Annotated in this window: 23 protein-coding genes and 1 pseudogene; 5 read left to right on the top strand and 19 right to left on the bottom strand. The window is 71.3% G+C overall.

Annotated elements, in window-relative coordinates:
* Window positions 1–234 precede the first annotated feature (234 nt).
* The 7 genes from truB to rimP all read right to left on the bottom strand — a co-directional run bounded on the left by truB (window position 235) and on the right by rimP (window position 7,178).
* Complete coding sequence (truB, locus tag STRCI_RS29545; RefSeq protein WP_269661992.1) at window positions 235–1,140, bottom strand: tRNA pseudouridine(55) synthase TruB; 906 nt, start codon at window positions 1,138–1,140, stop codon at window positions 235–237.
* On the bottom strand, window positions 1,137–1,583 hold the full coding sequence (rbfA, locus tag STRCI_RS29540) for a 30S ribosome-binding factor RbfA (RefSeq protein ID WP_269661991.1): 447 nt from the start codon (window positions 1,581–1,583) through the stop codon (window positions 1,137–1,139). Before rbfA ends, truB begins: the two co-directional genes overlap by 4 nt.
* A 32-nt stretch (window positions 1,584–1,615) precedes the next feature.
* A complete protein-coding gene (locus STRCI_RS29535) occupies window positions 1,616–1,909 on the bottom strand; it encodes a DUF503 domain-containing protein (protein ID WP_007504646.1) in 294 nt (97 codons plus the stop codon).
* Window positions 1,910–2,040: 131 nt separating this feature from the next.
* Complete coding sequence (gene infB / locus STRCI_RS29530; protein WP_269661990.1) at window positions 2,041–5,163, bottom strand: translation initiation factor IF-2; 3,123 nt, start codon at window positions 5,161–5,163, stop codon at window positions 2,041–2,043.
* A gap of 147 nt (window positions 5,164–5,310) precedes the next feature.
* Window positions 5,311–5,589, bottom strand: coding sequence for a YlxR family protein (locus STRCI_RS29525; protein WP_186287343.1), 279 nt, complete (start codon window positions 5,587–5,589; stop codon window positions 5,311–5,313).
* A gap of 90 nt (window positions 5,590–5,679) precedes the next feature.
* Complete coding sequence (gene nusA, locus STRCI_RS29520) at window positions 5,680–6,666, bottom strand: transcription termination factor NusA (RefSeq protein WP_269661989.1); 987 nt, start codon at window positions 6,664–6,666, stop codon at window positions 5,680–5,682.
* Between the two features lie 2 nt (window positions 6,667–6,668).
* The gene (rimP, locus tag STRCI_RS29515; RefSeq protein WP_269661988.1) at window positions 6,669–7,178 is read right to left on the bottom strand and encodes a ribosome maturation factor RimP; all 510 of its coding nucleotides are present in this window, start codon (window positions 7,176–7,178) and stop codon (window positions 6,669–6,671) included.
* Window positions 7,179–7,374: 196 nt separating this feature from the next.
* On the opposite strand from rimP, the gene STRCI_RS29510 reads away from it, so the two are divergent.
* From STRCI_RS29510 to STRCI_RS29500, 3 genes are read left to right on the top strand one after another with little or no spacing between them, the layout of a single operon-like run.
* A complete protein-coding gene (locus tag STRCI_RS29510; RefSeq protein WP_269661987.1) occupies window positions 7,375–7,899 on the top strand; it encodes a hypothetical protein in 525 nt (174 codons plus the stop codon).
* Window positions 7,900–7,922: 23 nt separating this feature from the next.
* Window positions 7,923–8,387 (top strand): ferritin-like domain-containing protein, encoded by a 465-nt coding sequence (locus STRCI_RS29505; protein ID WP_269664676.1) that lies wholly within the window; start codon window positions 7,923–7,925, stop codon window positions 8,385–8,387.
* Window positions 8,388–8,413: 26 nt separating this feature from the next.
* Complete coding sequence (locus STRCI_RS29500; protein ID WP_269661986.1) at window positions 8,414–9,313, top strand: aminoglycoside phosphotransferase family protein; 900 nt, start codon at window positions 8,414–8,416, stop codon at window positions 9,311–9,313.
* A gap of 571 nt (window positions 9,314–9,884) precedes the next feature.
* Here the strand turns inward: STRCI_RS29500 and STRCI_RS29495 are convergent.
* The 4 genes and pseudogenes from STRCI_RS29495 to STRCI_RS29485 form a co-directional block, all read right to left on the bottom strand.
* Complete coding sequence (locus tag STRCI_RS29495; protein WP_269661985.1) at window positions 9,885–10,493, bottom strand: hypothetical protein; 609 nt, start codon at window positions 10,491–10,493, stop codon at window positions 9,885–9,887.
* Window positions 10,494–10,822: 329 nt separating this feature from the next.
* A pseudogene (locus STRCI_RS43570) lies at window positions 10,823–11,080 on the bottom strand (WhiB family transcriptional regulator); the annotation flags it as partial.
* Window positions 11,077–11,883 (bottom strand): BN159_2729 family protein, encoded by an 807-nt coding sequence (locus STRCI_RS29490; protein ID WP_269661984.1) that lies wholly within the window; start codon window positions 11,881–11,883, stop codon window positions 11,077–11,079. The pseudogene STRCI_RS43570 and the gene STRCI_RS29490, both read right to left, overlap by 4 nt.
* Window positions 11,880–12,470, bottom strand: a complete 591-nt coding sequence (locus STRCI_RS29485; RefSeq protein ID WP_269661983.1) for an RNA polymerase sigma factor — start codon at window positions 12,468–12,470, stop codon at window positions 11,880–11,882. The genes STRCI_RS29490 and STRCI_RS29485 overlap by 4 nt, the downstream gene beginning before the upstream one ends.
* Window positions 12,471–12,725: 255 nt before the next feature.
* On the opposite strand from STRCI_RS29485, the gene STRCI_RS29480 reads away from it, so the two are divergent.
* Complete coding sequence (locus STRCI_RS29480) at window positions 12,726–13,148, top strand: helix-turn-helix domain-containing protein (RefSeq protein WP_269661982.1); 423 nt, start codon at window positions 12,726–12,728, stop codon at window positions 13,146–13,148.
* Window positions 13,149–13,279: 131 nt separating this feature from the next.
* Window positions 13,280–13,525, top strand: coding sequence for a hypothetical protein (locus STRCI_RS29475; RefSeq protein ID WP_269661981.1), 246 nt, complete (start codon window positions 13,280–13,282; stop codon window positions 13,523–13,525).
* A 98-nt stretch (window positions 13,526–13,623) separates the two neighbouring features.
* Here the strand turns inward: STRCI_RS29475 and STRCI_RS29470 are convergent, their stop codons facing one another.
* The 8 genes from STRCI_RS29470 to STRCI_RS29435 form a co-directional block, all read right to left on the bottom strand.
* Window positions 13,624–15,327 (bottom strand): proline--tRNA ligase, encoded by a 1,704-nt coding sequence (locus STRCI_RS29470; RefSeq protein ID WP_269661980.1) that lies wholly within the window; start codon window positions 15,325–15,327, stop codon window positions 13,624–13,626.
* 72 nt (window positions 15,328–15,399) lie between these two features.
* Window positions 15,400–15,930 carry a GNAT family N-acetyltransferase gene (locus STRCI_RS29465; RefSeq protein WP_269661979.1) on the bottom strand — a complete coding sequence of 177 codons (531 nt, stop codon included), beginning with the start codon at window positions 15,928–15,930 and terminating at the stop codon, window positions 15,400–15,402.
* Window positions 15,931–15,964: 34 nt separating this feature from the next.
* Window positions 15,965–16,813, bottom strand: a complete 849-nt coding sequence (locus STRCI_RS29460) for a GNAT family N-acetyltransferase (RefSeq protein WP_269661978.1) — start codon at window positions 16,811–16,813, stop codon at window positions 15,965–15,967.
* A 216-nt stretch (window positions 16,814–17,029) separates the two neighbouring features.
* Window positions 17,030–18,187 carry a flavodoxin-dependent (E)-4-hydroxy-3-methylbut-2-enyl-diphosphate synthase gene (gene ispG, locus STRCI_RS29455; RefSeq protein ID WP_269661977.1) on the bottom strand — a complete coding sequence of 386 codons (1,158 nt, stop codon included), beginning with the start codon at window positions 18,185–18,187 and terminating at the stop codon, window positions 17,030–17,032.
* Between the two features lie 168 nt (window positions 18,188–18,355).
* Window positions 18,356–19,648 carry a M50 family metallopeptidase gene (locus STRCI_RS29450; RefSeq protein ID WP_269664675.1) on the bottom strand — a complete coding sequence of 431 codons (1,293 nt, stop codon included), beginning with the start codon at window positions 19,646–19,648 and terminating at the stop codon, window positions 18,356–18,358.
* Between the two features lie 8 nt (window positions 19,649–19,656).
* Window positions 19,657–20,913, bottom strand: coding sequence for a 1-deoxy-D-xylulose-5-phosphate reductoisomerase (gene dxr / locus STRCI_RS29445; protein ID WP_269661976.1), 1,257 nt, complete (start codon window positions 20,911–20,913; stop codon window positions 19,657–19,659).
* Window positions 20,914–21,000: 87 nt separating this feature from the next.
* Window positions 21,001–22,932, bottom strand: coding sequence for an acyl-CoA dehydrogenase family protein (locus STRCI_RS29440; RefSeq protein ID WP_269661975.1), 1,932 nt, complete (start codon window positions 22,930–22,932; stop codon window positions 21,001–21,003).
* 114 nt (window positions 22,933–23,046) lie between these two features.
* A complete protein-coding gene (locus STRCI_RS29435) occupies window positions 23,047–23,856 on the bottom strand; it encodes a GH12 family glycosyl hydrolase domain-containing protein (RefSeq protein WP_269661974.1) in 810 nt (269 codons plus the stop codon).
* Between the last annotated feature and the right edge of the window lie 178 nt (window positions 23,857–24,034).

Below are 24,034 nucleotides of genomic sequence, written 5' to 3'. Positions count from 1 at the left end.
TACCGCCGTACCTGTTCGACGGTAGGCGCGGGATGATCAGCGGGACAGATCGCCCGGCGAACGCGCCCCCTTCCGCTCCCTCGGTTCACTCCGAGCGCCTGCCCGCGAGGGTGAACAGAAGGGGATGGGTGGATACACCCTAGGGGTGGGGGAACCGAGGGGGGACCGTGGAGCGGCGGGCAGCGCAATACCCCGTGCGCGCCGCTCCACGGGCGAAGCGATGCCTCAGGAGCCTCAGCCGAAGACGGCCAGGCTCTTCGCCTTCCCCTTGTGCTCCTCGACGAGCGCCAGGAAGCGGCCGTCCGGATCGAAGACCGCCACCGCCCCGCGGCCCGCGTACTCCTCGGGCATCTCCAGGCGTACGCCGTTCAGGAGCAGCCGCGCCCGCTTGGCGTCCACGTCCCAGCGCGGGAACGCGGCCGTGGCGGCCTCGGCGATCGGCATCACGGCCAGCTCTTGCTGGAGCTGGTCCAGCGTCTTCGCCGCGTCCAGCTTGTACGGGCCCACCCGCGTCCGGCGCAGTGCCGTGAGGTGGCCGCCGACGCCCAGGCCGACGCCGAGGTCACGGGCGAGGGCGCGGATGTAGGTGCCCGAGGAGCAGACCACGGACACCACCAGGTCCACGACCGGGGTGCCGTCCTCGGCGACCGCGTCCCTCATGTCGTACACCGCGAAGGACGAGACCGTGACCGGGCGGGCCGGGATCTCGAACTCCTCGCCCTCGCGGGCCCGCTTGTAGGAGCGCACGCCGTCGATCTTGATGGCGCTGACCTTGGACGGCACCTGCATGATGTTGCCGGTCAGCTTGGCGATCCCGGCGTCGACGGCCTCGCGGGTGACCTTCGAGGCGTCTGCCGACCCCGTGATCTCGCCCTCCGCGTCGTCGGTCAGGGTCGTCTGGCCGAGCCGGATCGTGCCCAGGTACTCCTTCTCGGTCAACGCGAGGTGACCGAGCAGTTTGGTGGCCTTCTCGACGCCGAGGACGAGCACGCCCGTCGCCATGGGGTCGAGGGTGCCTGCGTGGCCGACGCGGCGGGTCCTGGCGATCCCGCGCATCTTGGCGACCACGTCGTGCGAAGTGAAGCCCGACGGTTTGTCGACGATGACAAGGCCGTCGGGCGTCCGGTTCTTCTGGGTCATTCGGCGCTGTCGTCCTCGTCTTCACCCGGCTTCTTGTACGGGTCCGCCTCACCGGCGTAGTCGGCGCCGGCCGAGACCTCGCGCACCTTCGCGTCCGACTGGCGCGCCTTGTCGAGGAGGTCCTCGATGGTCCGGGCGGTGTCGGGCAGCGCGTCGGCCACGAAGGTCAGCGTCGGGGTGAACTTCACGCCCGCCGCGGCACCGACGGCGGAGCGGAGCACGCCCTTGGCGCTCTCCAGTCCGGCGGCAGCGGCCTTGCGCTCCTCGTCGTCGCCGTACACGGTGTAGAAGACGGTCGCCTCCCGCAGGTCACCCGTGACCCGGGTGTCCGTGATGGTGACGTGCGAGCCGAGCCGCGGGTCCTTGATCCCGCGTTGCAGCTTCTGGGCCACCACCTCCCGGATGAGGTCCGCCAGCCTTTTCGCCCGCGCGTTGTCGGCCACTGGTCCGTCTCCTTAAGTGCTTTTCTCTTGCTTCAGTCTTCGTCGCTGTGGAGCCTGCGTCGAACCGAGAGCAGTTCCACCTCGGGCCGCCCGGCGACCAGCCGCTCGCAGCGGTCCAGTACGTCGGTGAGGTGGCCCGTGTCCCCGGAGACCATCGCGAGCCCGATCTCGGCCCTGCGATGGAGGTTCTGATGGCCCGTCTCCGCCGCACTCACCGCGTACTTGCGCTGGAGCTCGGCCACGATCGGACGGACCAGGGAGCGCTTCTCCTTGAGCGAGTGGACGTCGCCGAGAAGCAGGTCGAAGGACAGAGTCCCCACATACATGTGTGTTCCGGATGTCCCGCCGGTTCGGGGTACGGGCGCCGCGTCGACGCCGATACGGGAACCGTACACGCAACGGCCGGGGCCGATCGACGGAAATAACTTCCGCCGACCGGCCCCAGTCGCGTGTCAGGTCACACGCGCGGCTTCTCGCGCATCTCGTACGTCGCGATGACGTCGTCGACCTTGATGTCGTTGAAGTTGCCGAGGTTGATACCGCCCTCGAACCCTTCGCGGATCTCGGTGACATCGTCCTTGAAGCGACGCAGACCCTCGATGTTGAGGTTCTCCGCGACCACCTTGCCGTCGCGGATGAGGCGCGCCTTGGTGTTCCGCTTGACCTCGCCGGAGCGGATGAGAACACCCGCGATGTTGCCCAGCTTGGACGACTTGAAGACCTCGCGGATCTCCGCCGTGCCGAGCTCGACCTCTTCGTACTCCGGCTTGAGCATGCCCTTGAGGGCCGCCTCGATCTCCTCGATCGCCTGGTAGATGACCGAGTAGTAGCGGACGTCCACGCCCTCGCGCTCGGCCATCTGCGCGGCACGGCCGGCCGCACGGACGTTGAAGCCGATCACGATGGCGTCCGAGCCCATCGCCAGGTCGATGTCGGACTCCGTGACCGCACCGACGCCGCGGTGCAGGACGCGGATGTCGACCTCTTCGCCGACGTCGAGCTGGAGCAGCGAGGACTCCAGGGCCTCGACGGAACCAGAAGCGTCACCCTTGATGATGAGGTTGAGCTGCTGGACCTCGCCGGCCTTGAGCACCTTGTCCAGGTCCTCGAGGGAGACGCGGCGCGTGCGCTTGGCGAACGCGGCGTTGCGCTCACGGGCGGCGCGCTTCTCCGCGATCTGACGGGCCGTACGGTCCTCGTCCACCACGATGAAGTTGTCGCCCGCACCCGGGACGTTGGTCAGACCCAGCACCTGGACCGGAGTCGAGGGGCCGGCCTCGGCGACGTTGTTGCCGTTGTCGTCGAGCATGGCGCGGACGCGGCCGTAGGCGTCGCCCACCACCATCGTCTCGCCGACCCGCAGGGTGCCGCGCTGGACCAGGACGGTCGCCACGGCACCGCGGCCGCGGTCGAGCCGGGACTCGATCGAGATGCCCTGCGCGTCCTGGTCGGGGTTGGCGCGCAGGTCGAGCGAGGCGTCGGCCGTCAGGATCACGGCCTCCAGCAGGGAGTCGATGTGCAGACCCTGCTTGGCGGAGATGTCGACGAACATCGTGTCGCCGCCGTACTCCTCGGCGACCAGGCCGTACTCGGTCAGCTGACCGCGGACCTTGGTCGGGTCGGCGCCCTCGACGTCGATCTTGTTGACCGCGACGACGATCGGGACGTCGGCCGCCTTGGCGTGGTTGAGCGCCTCGACCGTCTGCGGCATGACGCCGTCGTTGGCCGCGACGACCAGGATCGCGATGTCGGTCGACTTCGCACCACGGGCACGCATGGCGGTGAACGCCTCGTGACCCGGGGTGTCGATGAAGGTGATCTTGCGGTCCTCGCCGTTGACCTCGGTCGCGACCTGGTAGGCACCGATGTGCTGGGTGATGCCGCCGGCCTCGCCCGCGATGACGTTCGTCTTGCGGATGGCGTCGAGGAGTCGGGTCTTACCGTGGTCGACGTGACCCATGACGGTCACAACCGGCGGACGGACGACCAGGTCTTCCTCGGTGCCCTCGTCCTCGCCGAACTCCAGGTCGAAGGACTCGAGCAGCTCGCGGTCCTCCTCCTCCGGGCTGACGATCTGAACCGCGTAGTTCATCTCGCCGGCGAGGAGCTGGAGCGTCTCGTCGGAGACGGACTGCGTGGCCGTGACCATCTCGCCGAGGTTCATCATGACCGCGACGAGCGACGCCGGGTTGGCGTTGATCTTCTCCGCGAAGTCGGTGAGCGACGCGCCGCGGGAGAGACGGATGGTCTCGCCGTTGCCGCGCGGCAGCATCACGCCGCCGACGCTCGGGGCCTGCATGGCCTCGTACTCCTGGCGCCTCTGCCGCTTCGACTTGCGGCCACGACGCGCGGGACCGCCGGGACGGCCGAAGGCGCCCTGCGTGCCACCACGGCCACCGGGACCACCCGGACGACCGCCGAAGCCGGGACGGCCACCGCCGCCACCGAAGCCGCCGCCACCGCCGCCGGGGCCACCGCCACCGGGACGACCGGCGAAACCGCCGCCGCCACCGGGACGGGCACCGCCGCCGCCACCGCCGGGACGACCGGCGAAACCGCCGCCGCCACCGGGACGACCGGCACCGCCGGGACGACCGGCACCGCCCGGACCGCGGCCGCCGGGGCCACCGCCGGGACGCGGGCCGGCAGCGGGACGCTGCGGCATCATGCCGGGGTTCGGACGGGGGCCACCGGGGCCGCCGCCGGGACGCGGGCCGCCGCCCTGCGGACGGGGCATGCCGCCCGGGGTGGGACGCGCGCCGCCCGGGGCCTGCGGACGGGGACCGCCCGCCGCGCCCTGGGGACGGGGACCGCCCTGGCCCTGCGGACGCGGAGCGCCGCCGGGAGCGCCGGGGCCACCGGGGCCGCCCGGACGCGGGGCACCGCCGGGACGGGGCGCCTGCGGGCGCGCCATGCCGGTGGAGCCACCCGAGGTGAAGGGGTTGTTGCCCGGACGGGGACCGGCCGGACGGGCACCGGGACGCGGCGCCTGGCCACCCGGACGCGGAGCGCCGGGACGGTCGCCACGGTCACCGCGGCCCTGACCACCCTGGCCGGGACCACCCGCGGGACGCGGGGCGCCCGGACGCGGGGCCTGGCCACCCGGACGCGGAGCGCCCGGACGGGTGCCGGAACCCTGGCCCTGAGCGGCGGCCGGGGCGGCGGGAGCCGCCGGAGGCGCCGTGAACTCGGGCGTGGTCGGAGCCGGGGACGCCGGGGCGGGCCGCGGCGCGGGCTTCGGGCCCGGAGTGGGACGGGGGCCGGGAGCGGCCGGCGCGGCGGGAGCCGCGGGCTTCTCGGCGGCGGCCGGCTTGGGGGCCGGCGGGCGCGGGGCGGCCGGACGTGCGGCCTGCGCCGGAGAGGGGGCTGCCGGCTTGGCCGGGGCAGCCTTGCGGGCGGAAGCGGGCTTGCCGCCACCGCCACCCTGCTGGAGGGCGTCCGTCAGCTTACGGACAACGGGCGCTTCGATGGTCGAAGACGCCGAACGGACGAATTCACCGAGTTCCTGGAGCTTGGCCATGACGACCTTGCTCTCCACACCGAACTCCTTGGCGAGTTCGTATACCCGGACCTTAGCCACTTCGCTCCTTTTAGGTCCGGGTTGCGTCCGGACCGTCGCTACTTCATGGGCGTACTCATCGCGTGCTCATCGAGTGCTCATCGCAATCTCGACCTACTTCCAACTCGCGGGGTACCTGGGCCACGCGGGGGTTCCGCGCAACGCTTCTTACGGTGTTGCCTGCTCGACGTAGAGACGCAACGCCTTCGTGTCGAGCGGTCCCGGGGCGCGCAACGCCCGTGGGAACGCCCGACGGCGTACCGCCAGGTCGAGACAGACCAGGGCGGGGTGCACATATGCACCCCGGCCGGGCAGCGTACCGCGATGATCCGGGACACACTCGTCCTTAATCGCCACGATCCGCAGCAAGTCCTTCTTGGCCGCTCGCTCCCGGCATCCCACGCAGGTGCGCTCGGGGCATGCTGGGGCTCGCGTCCGGCCAGACACTGTTAAGTCTACCTCCCCGCACCGACCTCACCCCTTTGGGGCAAAAATCGAACGGTTGTTGTCGTGATCTAAGCCACCTGCGGCGCGGATCTATTCCCCGGGCTGCTCGGTGTCGGGACGGATGTCGATGCGCCAGCCGGTGAGGCGGGCCGCGAGCCGGGCGTTCTGCCCCTCCTTGCCGATCGCCAGCGACAGCTGGTAGTCCGGCACGGTGACCCGGGCGGACCGGGCCGCCATGTCCACGACCTCCACCTTGGAGACACGGGCCGGGGAGAGCGCGTTCGCCACCATCTCGGCCGGGTCGTCCGACCAGTCGACGATGTCGATCTTCTCGCCGTTCAGCTCGCCCATCACATTGCGCACCCGGCCGCCCATGGGGCCGATGCAGGCGCCCTTGGCGTTCAGACCGGAGCGGGTGGAACGGACCGCGATCTTCGTACGGTGACCGGCCTCACGCGCGATGGCGGCGATCTCCACCGACCCGTCGGCGATCTCCGGCACCTCCAGGGCGAAGAGCTTCTTCACCAGGTTCGGGTGCGTACGGGAGAGGGTGACGGAGGGGCCGCGGACGCCCTTGGCCACCCGTACGACGTAACTGCGCAGCCGCATGCCGTGCTGGTAGGTCTCGCCGGGCACCTGCTCCTGCACCGGCAGGATGGCCTCCAGCTTGCCGATGTCCACGAGGACGTTCTTCGGGTCGCGGCCCTGCTGGACCACACCGGTGACGATGTCGCCCTCGCGCCCCGCGTACTCGCCGAGCGTGGCGTCGTCCTCGGCGTCGCGCAGCCGCTGGAGGATGACCTGCTTGGCCGTGGTGGCGGCGATGCGGCCGAAGTCGGACGGGGTGTCGTCGAACTCCCGCGGCTCCTGGCCCTCTTCGAGGTCCTCGGGGTCCTCCTTCGCCCACACGACCACGTGCCCGGACTCGCGGTCGAGCTTCACGCGCGCGTGGCGGTGGCTGCCCTCGGTGCGGTGGTACGCGATGAGGAGGGCCGACTCGATCGCCTCGACCAACAGGTCGAAGGAGATCTCCTTCTCCCGAACCAAGCCCCGCAGGGCGCTCATGTCGATGTCCACGGCTACGCCTCCTCCTCTTCCTTCATGTCCTTCTTGTCCTTGCGGTTGAACTCGACCTGCACGCGGGCCTTGGCGATGTCACCGAAGGCGAGTCTGCGGGCCGTGGCCTTGCGGCCCTTCACACCGGGCACTTCGAGGTCCACGCCCTCGTCGTCCACGGTCAGGATCCGGGCCACCAGGTCGCCGCCCTCGGCGAGCTGGAACCTCACCAGGCGGTCGACGGCGCGCACATAGTGCCGGTGCTCGGTGAGCTCACGCTCGGCGCCAGGGGTACCCACTTCGAGGTCGTACGCGGTCTCGCCCATCACGTTGGTCTCGTCGAGCTTCGCCGAGAGCGCGCGGCTCACATCGGCGATCTGGTCCAGGTCGGCTCCGGTGTCGGAGTCGACGACCACGCGCAGCACTCGCTTGCGTCCGACGGAGTCCACGGCGATCTCTTCGAGGTCCAGGCCCTGGGAGCTGACGAGCGGTTCCAGAAGTTCTCGCAGCCTCTCGCTCTGGGTGGTGCTCATCCGGGTGACTCCTCGGCCGCGTGTGCTGTTGTGGGATGGGTCGCGTGTCTGGTCAAAGGGTATCCGGTCCGGGGGTGTGTTGCCGTCCATCGGGTAGCGGACGGGTGCCGGTGAGTGGTCTTGGACATGTCCACGGGTACCGTGATCACGGGCGTGCCGCCCGCCCCCTCCGTACGAGCCCCCGAGGACGTCTGCCGTGCCGTTTCCCCCGCCGCCGCGCATGCCCTCGGGGCCGCGCAGAAGGAGCCTGTTCGCCTCGGCCGCCGGAGCGGTCCTGCTGGTGGGCTGTTCACCCGGCCCCGACACCGACGGCACCGCCGGCAGCCCGTCGGCCGCCGACCGGGCACGCGTGCGTGCGGCCCGGGACAGCGCCGCCCTGGTGGAGCGCTACGACGCCGTGATCGCCGCGCATCCCCCGCTGGCGGAGCGGCTGAGCCCGCTGCGCGCCGAGGTGGTCCGGCACGTGGCGGCCTTCGGCGGTACGGCGGCCGCGAAGGCGACGCCCTCCGCGTCCGCTTCCCCTTCCGTAGCGGCGAGCCCGTCGGCGGTGCCGGCCGACGAGAAGGGCGCGCTGGCGGAACTCGCCGCGGCCGAACGGACCCTGTCGGACCGGAGGACCGAGCAGCTGCTCGATCTGCCCGGCGAACTGGCCCGGCTGCTGGCCTCGGTGGCGGCGGCCGGAGCGGCCCATGTGTATCTGCTGACGGAGGGTGACGGGTGAGCCGGGCGAACGACGACAAGCCGCTGAGCGGGGCCAAGGCCGCGGAACTGACGGCCCTCCAGGCGGCGCTGGCCGCGGAGCACGCGGCGGTGTACGGGTACGGCGTCGTCGGCGGGCGGATCCGCGAGGGCCGCCGCGGCGAGGCCCGGGGCGCGTACGACGCCCATCGGGCCCGGCGGGACACGCTGGTGCGCGAGGTGCTGGACCTGGGCGGGGAGCCGGTGCCCGCGGAGGCGGGTTACGCGCTGCCGTTCGCGGTGCCGGACTCCTCGGCGGCGGCCCGGCTCGCCGCGGAGGTGGAGGACCGGGTGGCCGGGGTCTACTCCGATCTGGTGCGCGCCTCCACGGGGCCGCGGCGGCGTACGGCCGCCGAGGCGCTGCGGGAGGCGGCGGTGCGGGCGGTGCGCTGGCGCGGCGAGAGCGTAGCCTTCCCTGGGCTCGCCGAGCGGGCGGCCACCGGCTCGGCATCGGCGACGCCCACGGCGTGACGCGTACTGGAAGGAAACTCTCGCGTATGGCTTTCGAACCGCCGCGGCGTCTGGTCAGGGCGCTCGGTGAGACGGCACCGGACGCCGAGGGCTGGCTGGAGAAGCTGCCCGAGGCGGCACAGCAGGCCGTGGCGCTACGCGAGTTGACCGTGGAGCGGGTGCAGGTGCCCGGCGGGCGCAGCAGTCTGGTCGTGCTGGTCAGGCGCGCGGACGGCACCCCGGCGGTCCTGAAGCTGGCCCCGCCGCGGGCCCGTCCGGAGAGCGAGCGGGCGGCCCTCGCGCACTGGGGCGGTCTGGGCGCGGTGCAGCTGCTGGAGCCGTTCACCACGGAGGGGGTGCTGCTGCTGGAGCGGCTGCATCCCGATGTCTCGGTGCGGTCGTTGCCGGAGGCGAAGGCGCTGCTGGAGGCCGCGGGGACCTTGCGGCGGCTCTGGGTGGAGCCGCCCGGGGACCATGTGTTCGAGACGGTGGCCGAGCGGACGGGTCGGCAGGCGGAGGCGATGCGGGCGACCGCGTCGGCTGCGGCGGAGGTGGCGGCGCTGGTCGAGGCCGCGCTCGCCGCTCGGGCGGAGTTGCTGGCCGCACCGCCCGAGCACCGGTTGCTGCACGGGACGTTCCGGCAGAGCAAGGTGCTGGCCGGGGAGCGGACGCCGTGGCTGGCCGTGGGGCCGGATCCGGTGGTCGGCGAGTGCGCGTTCGACCTGGCCCGGCTGGTCCGGGACCGGGTCGAGGACCTGATCGCCTCGCCCTCGGGAGCGGCGACGACACGACGCCGGGTGAAGCGGCTCGCCGAGTCCCTGGAAGTGGACCAGGAGCGGTTGCGCGGGTGGACGCTGTTCCGCGCCGTGGAGTCCGGCGCACGGGCCCTCCGCGTGGGGCGCGCACAGGACGCGGAACTGCTGTTGGAGTTCGCCGGCTGGCTCTAGGGCGTGGGGCGGGGACGGGACGTGCCGGGCTGTTGCCGGGGTTCAGCGGCCCGGTCCAGGCCGTGGGGCCGGGGACGGGACGTGCCGGGCTGTTGCCGGGGTTCAGCGGCCCGGTCCAGGCCGTGGGGCGGGGGCAGGATGCCGAGCCGTCACTGGAGTCCACCGGCTGGGAGACCGTCGGCGGGGGCAGGACGCCGAACTGTCGCCGGACTTCGATGGCCGGTACGCCGTCGACGGGACCGGATGCCGAGCCGTCACTGGAGTTCGCCGGCTGGGAGGCCGTCGGCGGGGGCAGGACGCCGAACTGTCGCCGGACTTCGATGGCCGGTACGCCGTCGACGGGACCGGATGCCGAGCCATCGCTGGAGTTCGCCGGCTGGCTCCAGGTCGTCGGGCGGGGCACGGCGCCGAACTGTCGCCGGTGTTCGCCGGCCGGCAGGTCGTGCGCGGGGTTGGTCCACGCCCCCCTGCCGGGGCCTTCGCAGGGGGGCGTGGTGGGTCCGGCCGACGTGCCTCCCGAGCGTGCCGACCGGGGTCTCGGGCGGTCGCCGCGGCGGGCGCCCGAGGGTCCTCAGTGGCGGTCGCCGGAGCGCGCGGGCCGTGCCGGCGGCGGCCTCTCGGCCGGGGGCGCGGACAGGATGCCCTCGATGGCCAGCAGCCGGATGTGCTCACGGATGTGCGCCGCCTGGTCCGCCTCGCCCAGCGGGGCCGAGGCGGCATGCTCCGCGTACGGGACATGGGCGAACAGCGGGAGTTCGGCGGGCGCCAGCGGCCAGGAGAGGCCGCGCTCCCCGGCCCGCAGGGACAGTGCGCGCACGCCGTCGGCCCCGGTACCGCCGTCGGTGAGTACGGCGCTCGACGGGTGCAGCGCCGCCAACCAGGCCAGCAGGTGCACCCGTTCGAGCCGGACCCGGCTCAACTCCCGCTCGTAGGAGTCGGCGTTGCGCCGCCAGCGGTCCCGCTGCTGCCGGCAGTTCTCCAGATCCGACGCGAGCCGGAGCGACGGCTCGGCCCGCCGCTCCCGGGTCCGGGCGGGCGCTCGCAGGACCCGGCGCAGCGCGGCGGCGAGACGGCCCGGGAGGGCGGCGGGTTGCCGGACGTCGCCGGGGCGAGGGTCATCGGGCCTGCGGGCGTCGGGCCGAGGGGCGTCGGGCCAAGGCGCCTGCGGGGGCGGGGGCATGAGGTACTCCGGTGGCGGTGGACGGTGGGGTCGGTGCGGGGCGTCCGGGATATCGGTCGCGCCGCGGCCGGGGGTGCGGGGCCCGAGGTGCGCTTCTGGTCGCGGGTGGAGCCGGTGCGGCGGTAGCGGCCCGCGCTGCGGGCGTTGGCGGCGCGGCACGCGTCGTCGACGGGCTCACGCCGGCGCAGGTGGCGCTGGTACGCGGCGCGGGTGCCACAGACGGCGAGCTGCCCCCGCCGTGGCGCGGTCCGGTCGACGGCGGGAGTCCCGGCGGGCTGTGCCGGGGTCTGCTGCGTCCTGCGGTTGGCCCGGCGTTCCAGGGCGTGGCGCTGGGGGCCGGTCAGTCCGGCGACCACGCCCTGTCGGCGGCATCGCGGCAGGCCGCTCTCCCGTCGCAGCACCGCGGCCCGGCAGGCATCGAGTACGGGGCAGGCCGCGCAGATCGCCACGGCCGTGGCCTGGGACCGCCGGGTGAACCAGAGGTCCGCGTCGCGCTGTCGGCACGCGGCGCTCGATTCCCAGGCCCGCGATCCCCCGTCCGCCGCCGCGTCGGCCAGGTCCGGCCGGCCCGGCCCACCGCCGCTCATCCGACCGGCCCGGTCGGGCCGCACACCGGCGCGGGCGGCAGTGCGGGCGGCGTCGGCAGTGTGGTCATGGGCGCCGGAACGGCAGCGGTGTCCTCGGGCTGCGGCACCGGTGTCAGCGGACCCAGGTGGGCGGCCACATTGGCGAGGGAGCAGCGCTCGGGCCGGCCGTCGACCGACATCAGAGGCATGCCGTCGTGGTTCCGGCAGCCCTGGAAGTACCAGACGTCCCCGTGCGCGTCGCGCTGCGGGACCGCCAGATCGTACGTGGTACCGCCGAGCCGGAAGGGGCGCGCCTGCCGCCGTCCGGTCGTGGCGCCCGGTGTCGAGGCGGCACCGCGGGCCACCACGGCCACCCGCACGCCGCCGTGCTCCCCCTCGCCGACGACGGTGTGCGGGCGGTTGCCCTCCTTGACCACGGTGATGCCCAAGTAGGCACGCCAGTCCGCCCATTGCGCGGGTCCGTCGACCCGGAGCAGCACCCGGACCCGGTCCCCGTCCACGCGCACCCCGGAGGGCCCCTGATGCTCGGTCAGCTGGCGTTCGATGGTGTGGGCGACGGACCGTGCCCGTGCGCAGGCGGCGTCCCAGTCCAGCGCCTGCCGCTCCAGTTCGGTGGCCGCGGGCCGGGTCCGGGACCAGCCGCCGTCCGACCCGCGGTGCAGCACCGCGCCGAAGGTGCGCTCCGGGTCGACCAGGAGACGGGCCGTGTCGAGCGCCTGCGCGACGGCGGTGGCCTGCTCGGGCCGGACGGACTCCAGTACCGCCCGGATCACGCCCGCGACGTGCGGGAGGTTGCTGTTCATGCCGACACCGCCTCGGTCGTCCAGCGCAGTTTCCGTAACGCGCGGTAGGTCAGCGTCTTGACCGCGCCGACGCTCCGGCCCATCGCGAGTGCCGTCTCCTCCGCGCTGAGTTCGTCGAGGAAGCGCAGTTGCACGCAGTGCCGCTGGGGGGCGTTGAGGGTGTGCAGGGCGCTGAGGACCGTCTCATGGGCCTCGACGGCTTCGAGTTCGCGCAGGACCGGGGAGTCCGCGCCGTACCGGGACAGCTGCGGGTCGTCGAACTCGGCGACCGGGGTCTCCAGGCGGGTGCGGCCACGACCGAGTTCGTCGAGGTAGAGGTTCTTGGCGATGGTGGTCAGCCAGGCCGCGAAGGCCGTGCCCTGCCAGGTGTAGGCGTCGATGCGCCGCAGGGCGCGGGTGAACGCCTCCTGGGTGAGGTCCTCGGCCAGGTGTCGGTCGCGGGTCCGGACGAGCAGGAAGCCGTACACGAGGCGGTAGTGCTCGTAGTACAGGGCGGCGAACGCCTCCCGGTCCCCGCCGCGGGCCCGGGCGATCAGTTCGGGTTCCGGATCGTCCGGAGCGGTGGTGACGGTGTGCGGTAGGGACACGATCAATTCCTCCCGGATATCTTCGATACGCATGTAGATGTAGATTTCCAGAGCGGACGTCAACAGCCCGCACCAGGGGCCGCGACCCGCATCCAGAGCTATCTACAGTCTTCACGTAGACGCATATTGTGTCAAGAGGCCTACACAGAGTGAGACTTGAGAAGGTCCGCACCTCCGCGCGCCCCCCAAAATGCCCTCATCGCCGATCTGCGATCTACTTGCGCTTGTAGATATTGATGGCCGATCCTCGGATGCGTGACGAACCCGCAGAGCCGCCCGGAAGACCCAGATCCGGGCCACGATCCGCCGCGCCGGGACGAGGACCTGGCAGCGCTGCTCGCCCGTCTGCTGACCCAGGCCCAGGGCAGGACCCAGAAGGACCTGGCGACGGAGGCCGACATCTCCTACCCGACACTGAACGCCTGGGTGAACCGCACCCGGGGCACCTCACGCATCGAACCGGAGAAGCTGCGGGCCATGGTCGAGGTCTTCCGGCGCTGGGGCGTGCGGACGACACCGAAGGAGTTCTTCGAGGCAGCGGGCCGGCCGGTGCCGGGCCCGAGCGAGGACGAGCGCGAGGCCCGACTCCTGAAGCTCTACCGGCAGTTGCCGGAGGCACGCCAGCGCGCACTGATCAAGGATGCGGAGGCCATGCTCCAGGTCAGCCGCATTGTGTGAGCCCAGCGGTGTCCTTCCACGGAATATGACGAAACGCCTCACAGAACCCACACGTCACGGGTACCATCAGTCAGCCGCTGACCTCCCGGAGCGGATCACTCATGCCGTAGTGCATCCCTGGGGAGACTGTTGTGTGCATCCACATTTTCCTGACGGACGGCCTGCCGGGTCTCGCCGTCTGGGACCCTGACGAAGTCGGCATCCGCGTCGCCAGAGACGCGCCAGTACGCGACGTGCTTCGCGAGTTGCGGGACATCCTGATGATCGACCTCGGTGCTCCCGCCTCACGGGGCGGACCGCTGCGCTGCTTCTGCGGCATGCGGGTGGAGCTGCCGGACGAACTCCTTCCCTACGCACCGGCCGCGGAGGCCGGCTGAGCCCTCGGCTCGGACAACACACCACCACCGAGACGGCGAGGCCGTTCCCGCCCTGGGCGGGAACGGCCTCGGCCGAAAGCGATGCGACACCGGCGCGACTAGGCACTCAGCCGTGCGATGGCCTCCTCGACCGTCATTTCCTCGCGCTCACCGGTACGGCGGTCCTTCAGCTCCACCACGCCCTCGCCCGCGCGCCGCCCGGCGACCAGGATCCGCGGTACGCCGATCAGCTCGGAGTCGGTGAACTTCACGCCCGGGGAGACCCCGGCGCGGTCGTCGCACAGGACCCGCAGGCCCTTCGCGGCGAGCTTCTCGGAGACGTCGAGGGCCAGTTCGGTCTGGAGGGCCTTGCCGGCGGCGACGACATGGACGTCGGCCGGGGCGACCTCGGCGGGCCAGCACAGGCCCTTGTCGTCGGCGGTCTGCTCGGCGAGCGCCGCGACCGCGCGGGAGACGCCGATGCCGTAGGAGCCCATGGTGACGCGGACCGGCTTGCCGTTCTGGCCGAGGACGTCGAGCTTGAGGGCGTCGGCGTACTTGCGGCCGAGCTGGAAGATATGGCCGATCTCGATGGCGCGGTCCAGGCTGAGGCCGGTGCCGCACTTCGGGCAGGGGTCGCCGTCCTGGACGACCACCACGTCGACGTACTCGTCCACCTCGAAGTCACGGCCCGCGACGACGTTCTTCGCGTGCGTGCCCTCCTTGTTGGCGCCGGTGATCCAGGAGGTGCCGGCGGCCACGCGCGGGTCGGCGAGGTACTTGACCTTCTCGCCCAGGCCCTGCGGACCGACGTAGCCGCGCACCAGGTCCCGGTTGGCCGCGAAGTCCGCCTCGGTGACCATCTCGACGACGGCCGGGGCGAAGTGGGCCTCGACCTTGCCCATGTCGACCTCGCGGTCACCGGGGACACCGACGGCGACGATCTCGCCGTCGACCTTCACGAGGAGGTTCTTGAGGGTGGCGGCGGCCTCGACGCCGAGGTGGGCGGCGAGGGTCTCGATGGTGGGGGTGTCCGGGGTCGGGATCTCTTCCAGGGCGGGCACGCCGTCGGCGTCCACCGGCTTCAGCTCGTAGGTGATCGCCTCGGTGTTCGCCGCGAAGTCGCAGTTCGGGCAGTCGGCGAAGGTGTCCTCGCCGGCCTCGGCCGGGGCCAGGAACTCCTCCGACTTGGAGCCGCCCATGGCACCGGCGGTGGCGGCGCAGATGCGGTAGTCGAGGCCGAGGCGCTCGAAGATCCGCTGGTAGGCCTGGCGGTGCAGGGCGTAGGACTGGGCGAGGCCCTCGTCCTCGGTGTCGAAGGAGTACGAGTCCTTCATCAGGAACTCGCGGCCGCGCAGGATGCCGGCCCGCGGGCGGGCCTCGTCGCGGTACTTGTGCTGGATCTGGTAGAGGATGACCGGCAGGTCCTTGTAGGAGGACGCCTGGTCCTTCACCAGCAGGGTGAAGATCTCCTCGTGGGTCGGGCCGAGGAGGTAGTCGCCGCCCTTGCGGTCCTGGAGGCGGAACAGCTCCTGGCCGTACTCGTCCCAGCGGCCCGTCGCGTCGTACGGCTCACGCGGCAGCAGCGCGGGGAGCAGTACTTCCTGGGCGCCGATGGCGTCCATCTCCTCGCGGACGATGCGCTCGACGTTGGCCAGGACCCGCTTGCCGAGGGGCAGCCAGGACCAGATCCCGGCCGCGGTACGCCGGACATAGCCGGCGCGGACGAGGAGCTTGTGGCTGAGGACCTCGGCGTCCGCCGGGTCATCGCGCAGCGTCTTCGCCATCAACTGGGACATGCGCTGGACCGGTGCGTTCGCCATGGGTGTCGTACTCCTGCTGCGTGAAGGTGATGGCAGGAGGTTAGCCGGGGGGTGCGGGGCGGCGGAAATCGGTTAGGGGCGGCGCAGCGGCAAGGGGGCGCCCATGACGGCGTACGGCTTGGGGGCGCTGGGGAAGAGGACCTGGCGGGCGAGGTCCTGGTAGCCGAGGGAGCGGTACAGGCCGCGGGCCGGGCTCTCGGTGTCGATCGCGGAGAGGATCGAGCGGGGTTCGGGGGCACCGTCGGTGATCGTGGTGATCAGGGTTCTGCCGACGCCGCGGTTCTGGTACGCCGGGTGGACGTGCAGTTCGGTGATGACGAAGGAGTCGTCGAGCCAGAGGCCGTTGCCCTCGGCGCGGAGGTACGGCTCCACGACGGTGGACCACCAGTGGGCGCGGTCGTTGGGCATGCCGTAGACGAACCCGACGAGTCGTTCCCCGGTGGTGGCGCCGAGGGCTCGCGCGCCGGGGTAGGTCATGTGGCGCAGCACGATCTGACGGCGTACGGCGACCTCGTCGGGGCCGAGCCCGAAGGCGACCGCTTGGACGGCCAGTGCCTCGTCTACGTGGGCTGACAGGTCCAGGGGGCCGATGACGAGGTCCATGCCGGGAGGGTACAGCGGGGCGCGCGTGGCGGGCTCAGAACAGGACGCTCATGAACGCGCCGACCTCTTCGAAGCCGACTCTGCGGTACGTCCTTCTGGCCGCGGTGTTGAAGTCGTTGACGTAGAGGCTCACCACGGGGGCCACATCCGCGAGGGCGTAGCGCAGCACGGCGGCCATGGCGGGGGCGGCGAGGCCCTTGCCGCGGTACTCCGGGGCCACCCAGACGCCCTGGATCTGGCAGGCGCGGTCGGTCGCGGCGCCGATCTCCGCCTTGAAGACGACCTTGCCGTGTTCGTCGAGGCGGGCGAACGAGCGTCCCGAGCCGACCAGTTCGGCGACGCGGGCCTGGTACAGGAGGCCGCCGTCGCCGGCCATCGGGGAGACGCCGACCTCCTCGGTGAACATCGCCACGCACGCCGGCATGATCGTGTCCATCTCGTCCTTGCGGATCCGGCGGACGTACGGGTCGGGGGTGATGGTCCCCGGCATGCGGTCGGTGACCATCAGGGGCTGGTGGGCGCGGACGTCGCGGGCCGGGCCCCAGTTGGGTTCGAGCAGACGCCAGAGCTGGGCGGTGGGTTCGGCGGGGCCGACGATCGAGGAGCAGCGGCGGCCCGCTCTGCGGGCGCGGTCGGCGAAGGCGCGGACGGCTCGGGGGGTGGCGCAGATGGGGACGAGGTTGGCGCCGGCATAGCAGAGGGAGGTCAGCATGCCGTCCTCGTACCAGCCCCACATCTCGCCGCCGAGGCGCCAGGGGTCGAGGCCGGCCACCTGGACGCGGGATGTCACGAAGGCGTTCGCGACGGGCTCGCGGTCGAGGACGGCGAGCGCGGCGTCCAGGTCGCTCGGTTCGAGGACCCGGGTTGTGGTCTGCGTCAACACGGGCGGGCCTCACGGGTCAGGGGGCTGATCTCCGCACTGTACCTGCGGAAGCTGAGCTGTGACGGGTGCGGTGTTGGCTGCTTCGCCCCCGCCGCCGCCCTCTGCCCGTCCCTCCCCCCGGAGGGGGGACCCCCACTGGGCACTGCCGCCCCCAGACCCCCGCTGTCGGTCCTGAAAGGGCCTCGTCCTCAAACGCCGGACGGGCCGAAAACGGGGTCAGCCCGCCACCGATACCGACGGCTCGCCCGACGGGGTGCCGTCCGCCTCCATCTGTTCGGCCAGCTTCATGGCCTCCTCGATGAGGGTTTCGACGATCTTGGATTCCGGGACCGTCTTGATGACCTCGCCCTTGACGAAGATCTGGCCCTTGCCGTTGCCGGAGGCGACGCCGAGGTCGGCCTCGCGGGCCTCGCCGGGGCCGTTGACGACGCAGCCCATGACGGCGACGCGGAGGGGGACCTCCATGCCGGTCAGGCCCGCGGTGACCTCTTCGGCCAGCTTGTAGACGTCCACCTGGGCACGGCCGCAGGAGGGGCAGGAGACGATCTCCAGGCCGCGCTGCTTGAGGTTGAGGGACTCCAGGATCTGGAGGCCGACCTTGACCTCCTCGGCGGGCGGAGCGGAGAGGGAGACGCGGATCGTGTCGCCGATGCCCTGGGAGAGGAGGGCTCCGAACGCCACCGCGCTCTTGATCGTGCCCTGGAACGCCGGGCCCGCCTCCGTCACACCGAGGTGCAGCGGGTAGTCGCTCTGGGCGGCGAGCTGCTTGTACGCCTCGATCATGATGACCGGGTCGTTGTGCTTGACCGAGATCTTGATGTCCCGGAAGTCGTGCTCCTCGAAGAGGGACGCCTCCCACAGCGCCGACTCCACCAGGGCCTCCGGAGTGGCCTTGCCGTACTTCTGGAGCAGGCGCCGGTCCAGCGAGCCCGCGTTCACACCGATGCGGATCGGGGTGCCGTGCTCCTTGGCCGCCTTCGCGATCTCCTTGACCTTGTCGTCGAACTGCTTGATGTTGCCCGGGTTCACCCGGACCGCGGCACAGCCCGCCTCGATCGCGGCGAAGACGTACTTCGGCTGGAAGTGGATGTCCGCGATCACCGGGATCTGGGACTTGCGCGCGATCGTCGACAGGGCGTCCGCGTCGTCCTGCGTCGGACACGCCACGCGGACGATCTGGCAGCCCGACGCCGTCAGTTCCGCGATCTGCTGGAGCGTCGCGCCGATGTCCGACGTACGGGTCGTGGTCATGGACTGCACGGACACCGGGGCGTCCCCGCCGACCGCCACGGATCCGACCTGGATCTGCCGGCTCTGGCGGCGCTCGGCGAGCTTGGTCGGAACGGACGGCATGCCGAGAGAAATCGCAGTCATCTGCTGTGCAACCCCAAGTCGTGGATCAAGGTCCGGTCCCGTCAGCGGCGGGCTCCAGGCTTCGAGATTACGGCACCGGCGATCGTGCGAGCACATCCCACTGGCAAACCACCCGTTGGAAGGCGGCCGGGTACCCCAGGGTCCCCGGCCGCCGCGAACTCCGTATGGCTAGGAGATTCTCACCGGGTTAACCACGTCCGCGATCAGGACGAGGAGGGTGAAGCAGACGAAGATCCCGGCCACCACGTAGGCCACCGGCATCAGCTTCGCCACGTCGAACGGGCCCGGGTCCGGGCGGCGCAGCACCTTGGCGACGTTGCGGCGCAGCGACTCCCACAGGGCGCCCGCGATGTGGCCGCCGTCGAGCGGCAGCAGCGGGAGCATGTTGAAGAGGAACAGGGACAGGTTGAAGCCCGCCACCAGCATGACCGCCATCGCCAGCTGCTGGCTCGCCGGGATGTCCAGGGTGAAGATCTCGCCGCCCACCCGGGCCGCGCCGACCACGCCCATCGGTGAGTCGGCCTCGCGCTCGCCGTCACCGAAGGCCGCGTCCCACAGGGCCGGGATCTTGGCGGGCAGGGCCGCGAGAGAGTCGACGGCGTCGCCGACCCGGGCGCCCATCCAGGTCACCGAGTCACCGAAGTCCTGCTTGACGATGCCGGTGGCGGCGCTGAAGCCGAGGAAGCCCGCGGTGACGTACTCGCCCTGGACGATCTGCCCGCTGGAGTCCTTCTTGGCGACCTGGTTGGTGGCGATCTTCGCCGTGAGGGTGACCTCCTGGCCGCCTCGCTCGACGACGATCGGCACCTCCTTGCCGGGGTTGGCGCGGATCAGGTCGGAGAGCTTGTTCCAGTCGTCGGTGCGGACGCCGTCGAAGGCGACGATCCGGTCGCCGGCCTTCAGGCCCGCGGCGGCGGCCGGGGAGGCCGCGTCGCCCTTCTCGCACTTGTCGCGGTTCTCGCTCTGGGCGATGACGCACTGCGAGACCGAGCTGACGCTGGTCGTCTGCTGGGAGATGCCGAAGCCCATCAGCACGGTGAGGAACAGGCCGATGGCGAGGACCAGGTTCATGAACGGGCCCGCGAACATCACGATGACCCGCTTCCACGGCTTGCGCGTGTAGAAGAGGCGGGTCTCGTCACCGGGCTTGAGTTCCTCGAACGCGGCCTCGCGGGCGTCCTCGATCATGCCGCGCCAGGGGGAGGTCGAGCGGGCCTCCAGCCGGCCGTCGGGGCCGGGCGGGAACATGCCGATCATGCGGATGTAGCCACCGAAGGGAACGGCCTTGATCCCGTACTCCGTCTCGCCCTTCTTGCGCGACCAGATGGTCGGGCCGAAGCCGACCATGTACTGCGGCACGCGGATGCCGAAGAGCTTGGCGGTGGACAGGTGCCCCAGCTCGTGCCACGCGATCGAGAACAGCAGCCCGACGGCGAAGACCACTATGCCGAGGATGAACATCAGGGTCGTCATGCACGGGCCTCCGCCGTCTGTGCCGCCAGTTCCCGGGCCCGGGTGCGCGCCCAGGTCTCCGCTTCGAGGACGTCCGCGACGGTGAGCGAGGTTCCCGTGACCGGGGTGCCGTGCTCCTGGACCACCCGTGTCACGGTCTCCATGATCCCGTTGAACGGCAGCGCGCCGGCCCGGAAGGCCTCCACGCACTCCTCGTTGGCGGCATTGAACACCGCCGGGGCCGTACCCGCGAGCTCGCCCACGTGCCGGGCGAGGTTCACCGAGGGGAAGGCCTCATTGTCGAGCGGGAAGAACTCCCACGTCGAGGCCGTGCTCCAGTCGAAGGCGGGCGCCGCGTCGGGGACGCGCTCGGGCCAGCCCAGACCGATGGCGATCGGCCCCCGCATGTCGGGGGGCGTCGCCTGGGCGATCGTGGATCCGTCGGTGAACTCGACCATCGAGTGAACATACGACTGGGGATGCACGACGACCTCAATGCGGTCGAAGGGAATGTCGTAGAGGAGGTGCGCCTCGATGACTTCCAGGCCCTTGTTGACGAGGGTCGCGGAGTTGATGGTGATGACCGGTCCCATGGCCCAGGTGGGGTGGGCGAGGGCGTCCTCGACGGTGACATGCGCCAGCTCGTCCTTCGTCCGGCCGCGGAAGGGGCCGCCGGAGGCGGTGACGACGAGCTTGCGTACGTCCGCCCGGGTGCCGGCGGCCAGGGCCTGGAACAGGGCGGCGTGCTCGGAGTCGACCGGGATGATCTGGCCGGGCTTGGCGAGCGCCTTGACCAGCGGGCCGCCCACGATGAGCGACTCCTTGTTGGCGAGCGCGAGGGTGCGGCCCGCCTCCAGGGCGGCGAGGGTCGGGGCGAGGCCGATGGAGCCGGTGATGCCGTTCAGGACGGTGTGGCAGTCGGCGGCGGCGACCTCGGTGGCCGCCTCCGGCCCGGCGAGGATCTCGGGGAGCGGCTCGCTGTCGCCGTACTGCTCCCGGAGCGCCTCGCTCAGCGCCGGTACGGCCTCCTCGCGGGCGACCGCGACCGTGCGCACCCGCAGTCGGCGGGCCTGCTCGGCGAGGAGGGCGACGCGGCCGCCGTTGGCGGAGAGCGCGGTGACCCGGAAGCGGTCCGGGTTGCGCAGGACGAGGTCGATGGCCTGCGTGCCGATCGACCCGGTCGAGCCGAGGATCACCACGTCCTTCGGGCCGTCTCCCGCGACGGGGTCGTACACCAGGTGCGGGTCCGCGAGGGGGGCTGGAGAGTCGCTCATCCCCCCATTGTTGCCGCAATGGGTGTCGTGGACGTAAGGGCGGTCCCCCTCACGGGGGTGGAGGGGGAACGCCCTGTCGGTGGCCGGTCAGCGGATCGGGCGGTGCACGTTCTCCCGTTCGCTCGGCCCGGGGGTGGCGTCGGCGATCCAGGGGCCCTCGCCCGAGGGGTCGACGATGCCGTCCTCCAGCCACTCGTAGGTGCCGGACAGCACGCCCTTGACGACCTTGCGGTCGAGGACGTCGGTGTTGGTCCACAGCCGGCCGAAGAGTTCCTCGATCCGGATGCGGGACTGGCGGCAGAAGGCGTCGGCGAGCTGGTAGGCCTCGCGGCCGTGCTCGCCCCGGGTGCGCAGGTGCTCGGCGCGTACGCAGGCCGCGCTCATCGCGAAGAGTTCCGCGCCGATGTCGACGATCCGGCTGAGGAAGCCCTGCTTGGTCTCCATCCGGCCCTGCCAGCGGGACATGGCGTAGAAGGTGGAGCGGGCGAGCTTGCGGGAGGTGCGCTCGATGTAGCGCAGGTGCGGCGAGAGGTCGACCTCGTGCTTGAAAGCGCCGAAGGTGTACGGCAGCCGGCCCGGGCCCGCGACCAGTTTCGGCAGCCATTTGGCGTAGAAGACGCCCGCGTTCGCGCCCGCCTTCGCCTTGTCCTGGAGGGACTTGTCGGGGTCGATGAGGTCCCCGGCGACCGAGAGGTGGGCGTCGACGGCCTCGCGGGCGATCAGCAGATGCATGATCTCCGTGGAGCCCTCGAAGATCCGGTTGATGCGCAGATCGCGCAGGATCTGTTCGGCGGGGACCGCGCGCTCACCACGCGCCCGGAGCGACTCGGCCGTCTCGAATCCGCGTCCACCGCGGATCTGGACGAGCTCGTCGGCCATCAGCCAGCCCATCTCGGAGGCGTACAGCTTGGCGAGGGCGCCTTCGATCCGGATGTCGTTGCGGTCCTCGTCGGCCATCTGCGAGGCGAGGTCGGTGACGGCCTCCAGGGCGAAGGTGGTGGCCGCGATGAAGGAGATCTTCGCGCCGACCGCCTCGTGGTGGGCGAGCGGCTTGCCCCACTGCTCGCGGGCCGCGGACCATTCGCGGGCGATCTTCAGGCACCACTTCCCGGCCGCGACGCAGGACGCGGGCAGCGAGAGGCGTCCGGTGTTGAGGGTCGTCAGCGCGATCTTCAGGCCGGCGCCCTCGGGGCCGATGCGGTTGGCGGCGGGCACCCGGACCTGGTGGAAGCGGGTGACGCCGTTCTCGATGCCGCGCAGGCCCATGAAGGCGTTGCGGTTCTCGACGGTGATGCCGGGCGAGTTGGTCTCCACCACGAAGGCCGTGATGCCGCCCTTGTGTCCCTCGGACTTCGGCACCCGGGCCATGACGACGAGGAGGTCGGCGACCACGCCGTTGGTGGTCCACAGCTTCACTCCGTCGAGGACGTACTCGTCCCCGTCCGGTACGGCGGAGGCGGCGAGCCGGGCCGGGTCGGAGCCGACGTCCGGCTCGGTGAGCAGGAAGGCGGAGATGTCGGTGCGGGCGCAGCGCGGCAGGAACCGCTCCTTCTGCTCCGCGGTGCCGAACAGCTTCAGCGGCTGGGGCACGCCGATCGACTGGTGGGCGGAGAGCAGCACGCCGATCGCGGGCGACGCGGAACCGGCGAGGGTGAGGGCCTTGTTGTAGTACACCTGGGTGAGGCCGAGGCCGCCGTACTTGGTCTCGATCTTCATGCCGAGGGCGCCGATCTCCTTGAGGCCGGTCATGACCTCGTCGGGGATGCGGGCCTCGCGTTCGATCAGGGCGCCGTCGACCTTCGTCTCGACGAAGTCGCGCAGTTTGGCGAGGAACTCCTCGCCGCGCTGGGTGGCCTCGTCGGTCGGCATGGGATGGGGGTGGATGAGGTCGAGCCGGAAGCGGCCGAGGAACAGTTCCTTGGCGAAGCTGGGCTTGCGCCAGTCCTGTTCGCGGGCCGCTTCCGCCACTTGGCGGGCCTCACGCTCAGTCACAGTGGGCTTGGAGGTTGGTGCGGACATGAGGCTCACCTCGCCGCGAATAGGGATCTCTGCCGGATCTGAGAGTTACTGACCGGTGCTACTCGATCGTATGTACCCGATTCGGGGCGAGGTGACCACCCCGCGTGCGGCCGTTCAGCCGATGTCGACCGAATACCTCTTGGTGTCAAGGCGCCCGGTGCCCTTGAAGACCTCGGTACCGGACTCGATGCCGGAGACGTACTTGTCGTTGCTCAGCAGCTTGCGGCGGACCAGGGCCTGGGTGAAGTCGTCCAGGTTCAGGGTGGCCTTGGTCGTGTTGGCGCGGCGGACGAAGGAGTAGACGTTCCAGCCGATGTTCCCCTGGTAGATGTCCCACATCGCGCCGCCCAGGCTGACGCTGCCGTACTTGGTGCCCAGCGGTCCGGCGCCGCCCTGGCGGTTCAGCCAGATCATGATCTCGTCGGTGGGCTGGTCCTGCCAGTCCGCGGTGTTCTTGGTGTGCAGCCACAGGTCGTAGGCGACGTTCATGGTGCCGGGGCTGGAGCTGACCGTGAATTCCCAGGTCGTCCGCACCGGCTTGCGGTCGCCGACCCTGAGCGGCAGGCCGGTCGTCGACTTGTCGACCTTCCAGCCCCAGTGCCATCCGAGCACCGTGCCGGCATACGTCTTGACGTCGTAGTCCTTGCCGGAGCCGCTGTTGGCCCAGCTGTAGTCCGTGCCCCAGGAGATGGTGGAGCCGGACTGGGAGTTGTCCCAGACGCACTGGCTGCCGGTGGCCTTCTCCTGGTTCCAGAGATTGTTGTTCACGTAGTACTTGCCGAGCGTGATGGTGTCGAAGGCCGCGCACTTCTTGCTCGACTCGCCGGCCTGGGCGACCGTGACTCCGGCGGCCGCGGCGAGGGCGACGACGGAGGCGGTGAGGGCCTTGGCCTTCTTCGACATGCGGGGCCTGCGGTGTTGCATCGGGGGTTCCTCCCGGGGGACGGTGCGGGTACGCCCCTCAGTGGCCGCCGACGGCGCCGGGGTTGCCGTGGTCCCGGAATTTGGTTGTCGAAGCGCTTCGACAACCTATGGACACCCACTCCCGGTGGAGCTACTGTCGAACCACCCTCACCCGCCCCTATTCATCGTGCGCACTGTC

It is taken from the genome of Streptomyces cinnabarinus (genome assembly GCF_027270315.1).
GTDB classification, from domain to species: Bacteria; Actinomycetota; Actinomycetes; order Streptomycetales; family Streptomycetaceae; genus Streptomyces; species Streptomyces cinnabarinus.
The sequence above is the reverse complement of the archived record's forward strand: the minus strand, read 5'-3'. Positions and strand labels throughout refer to the sequence as shown.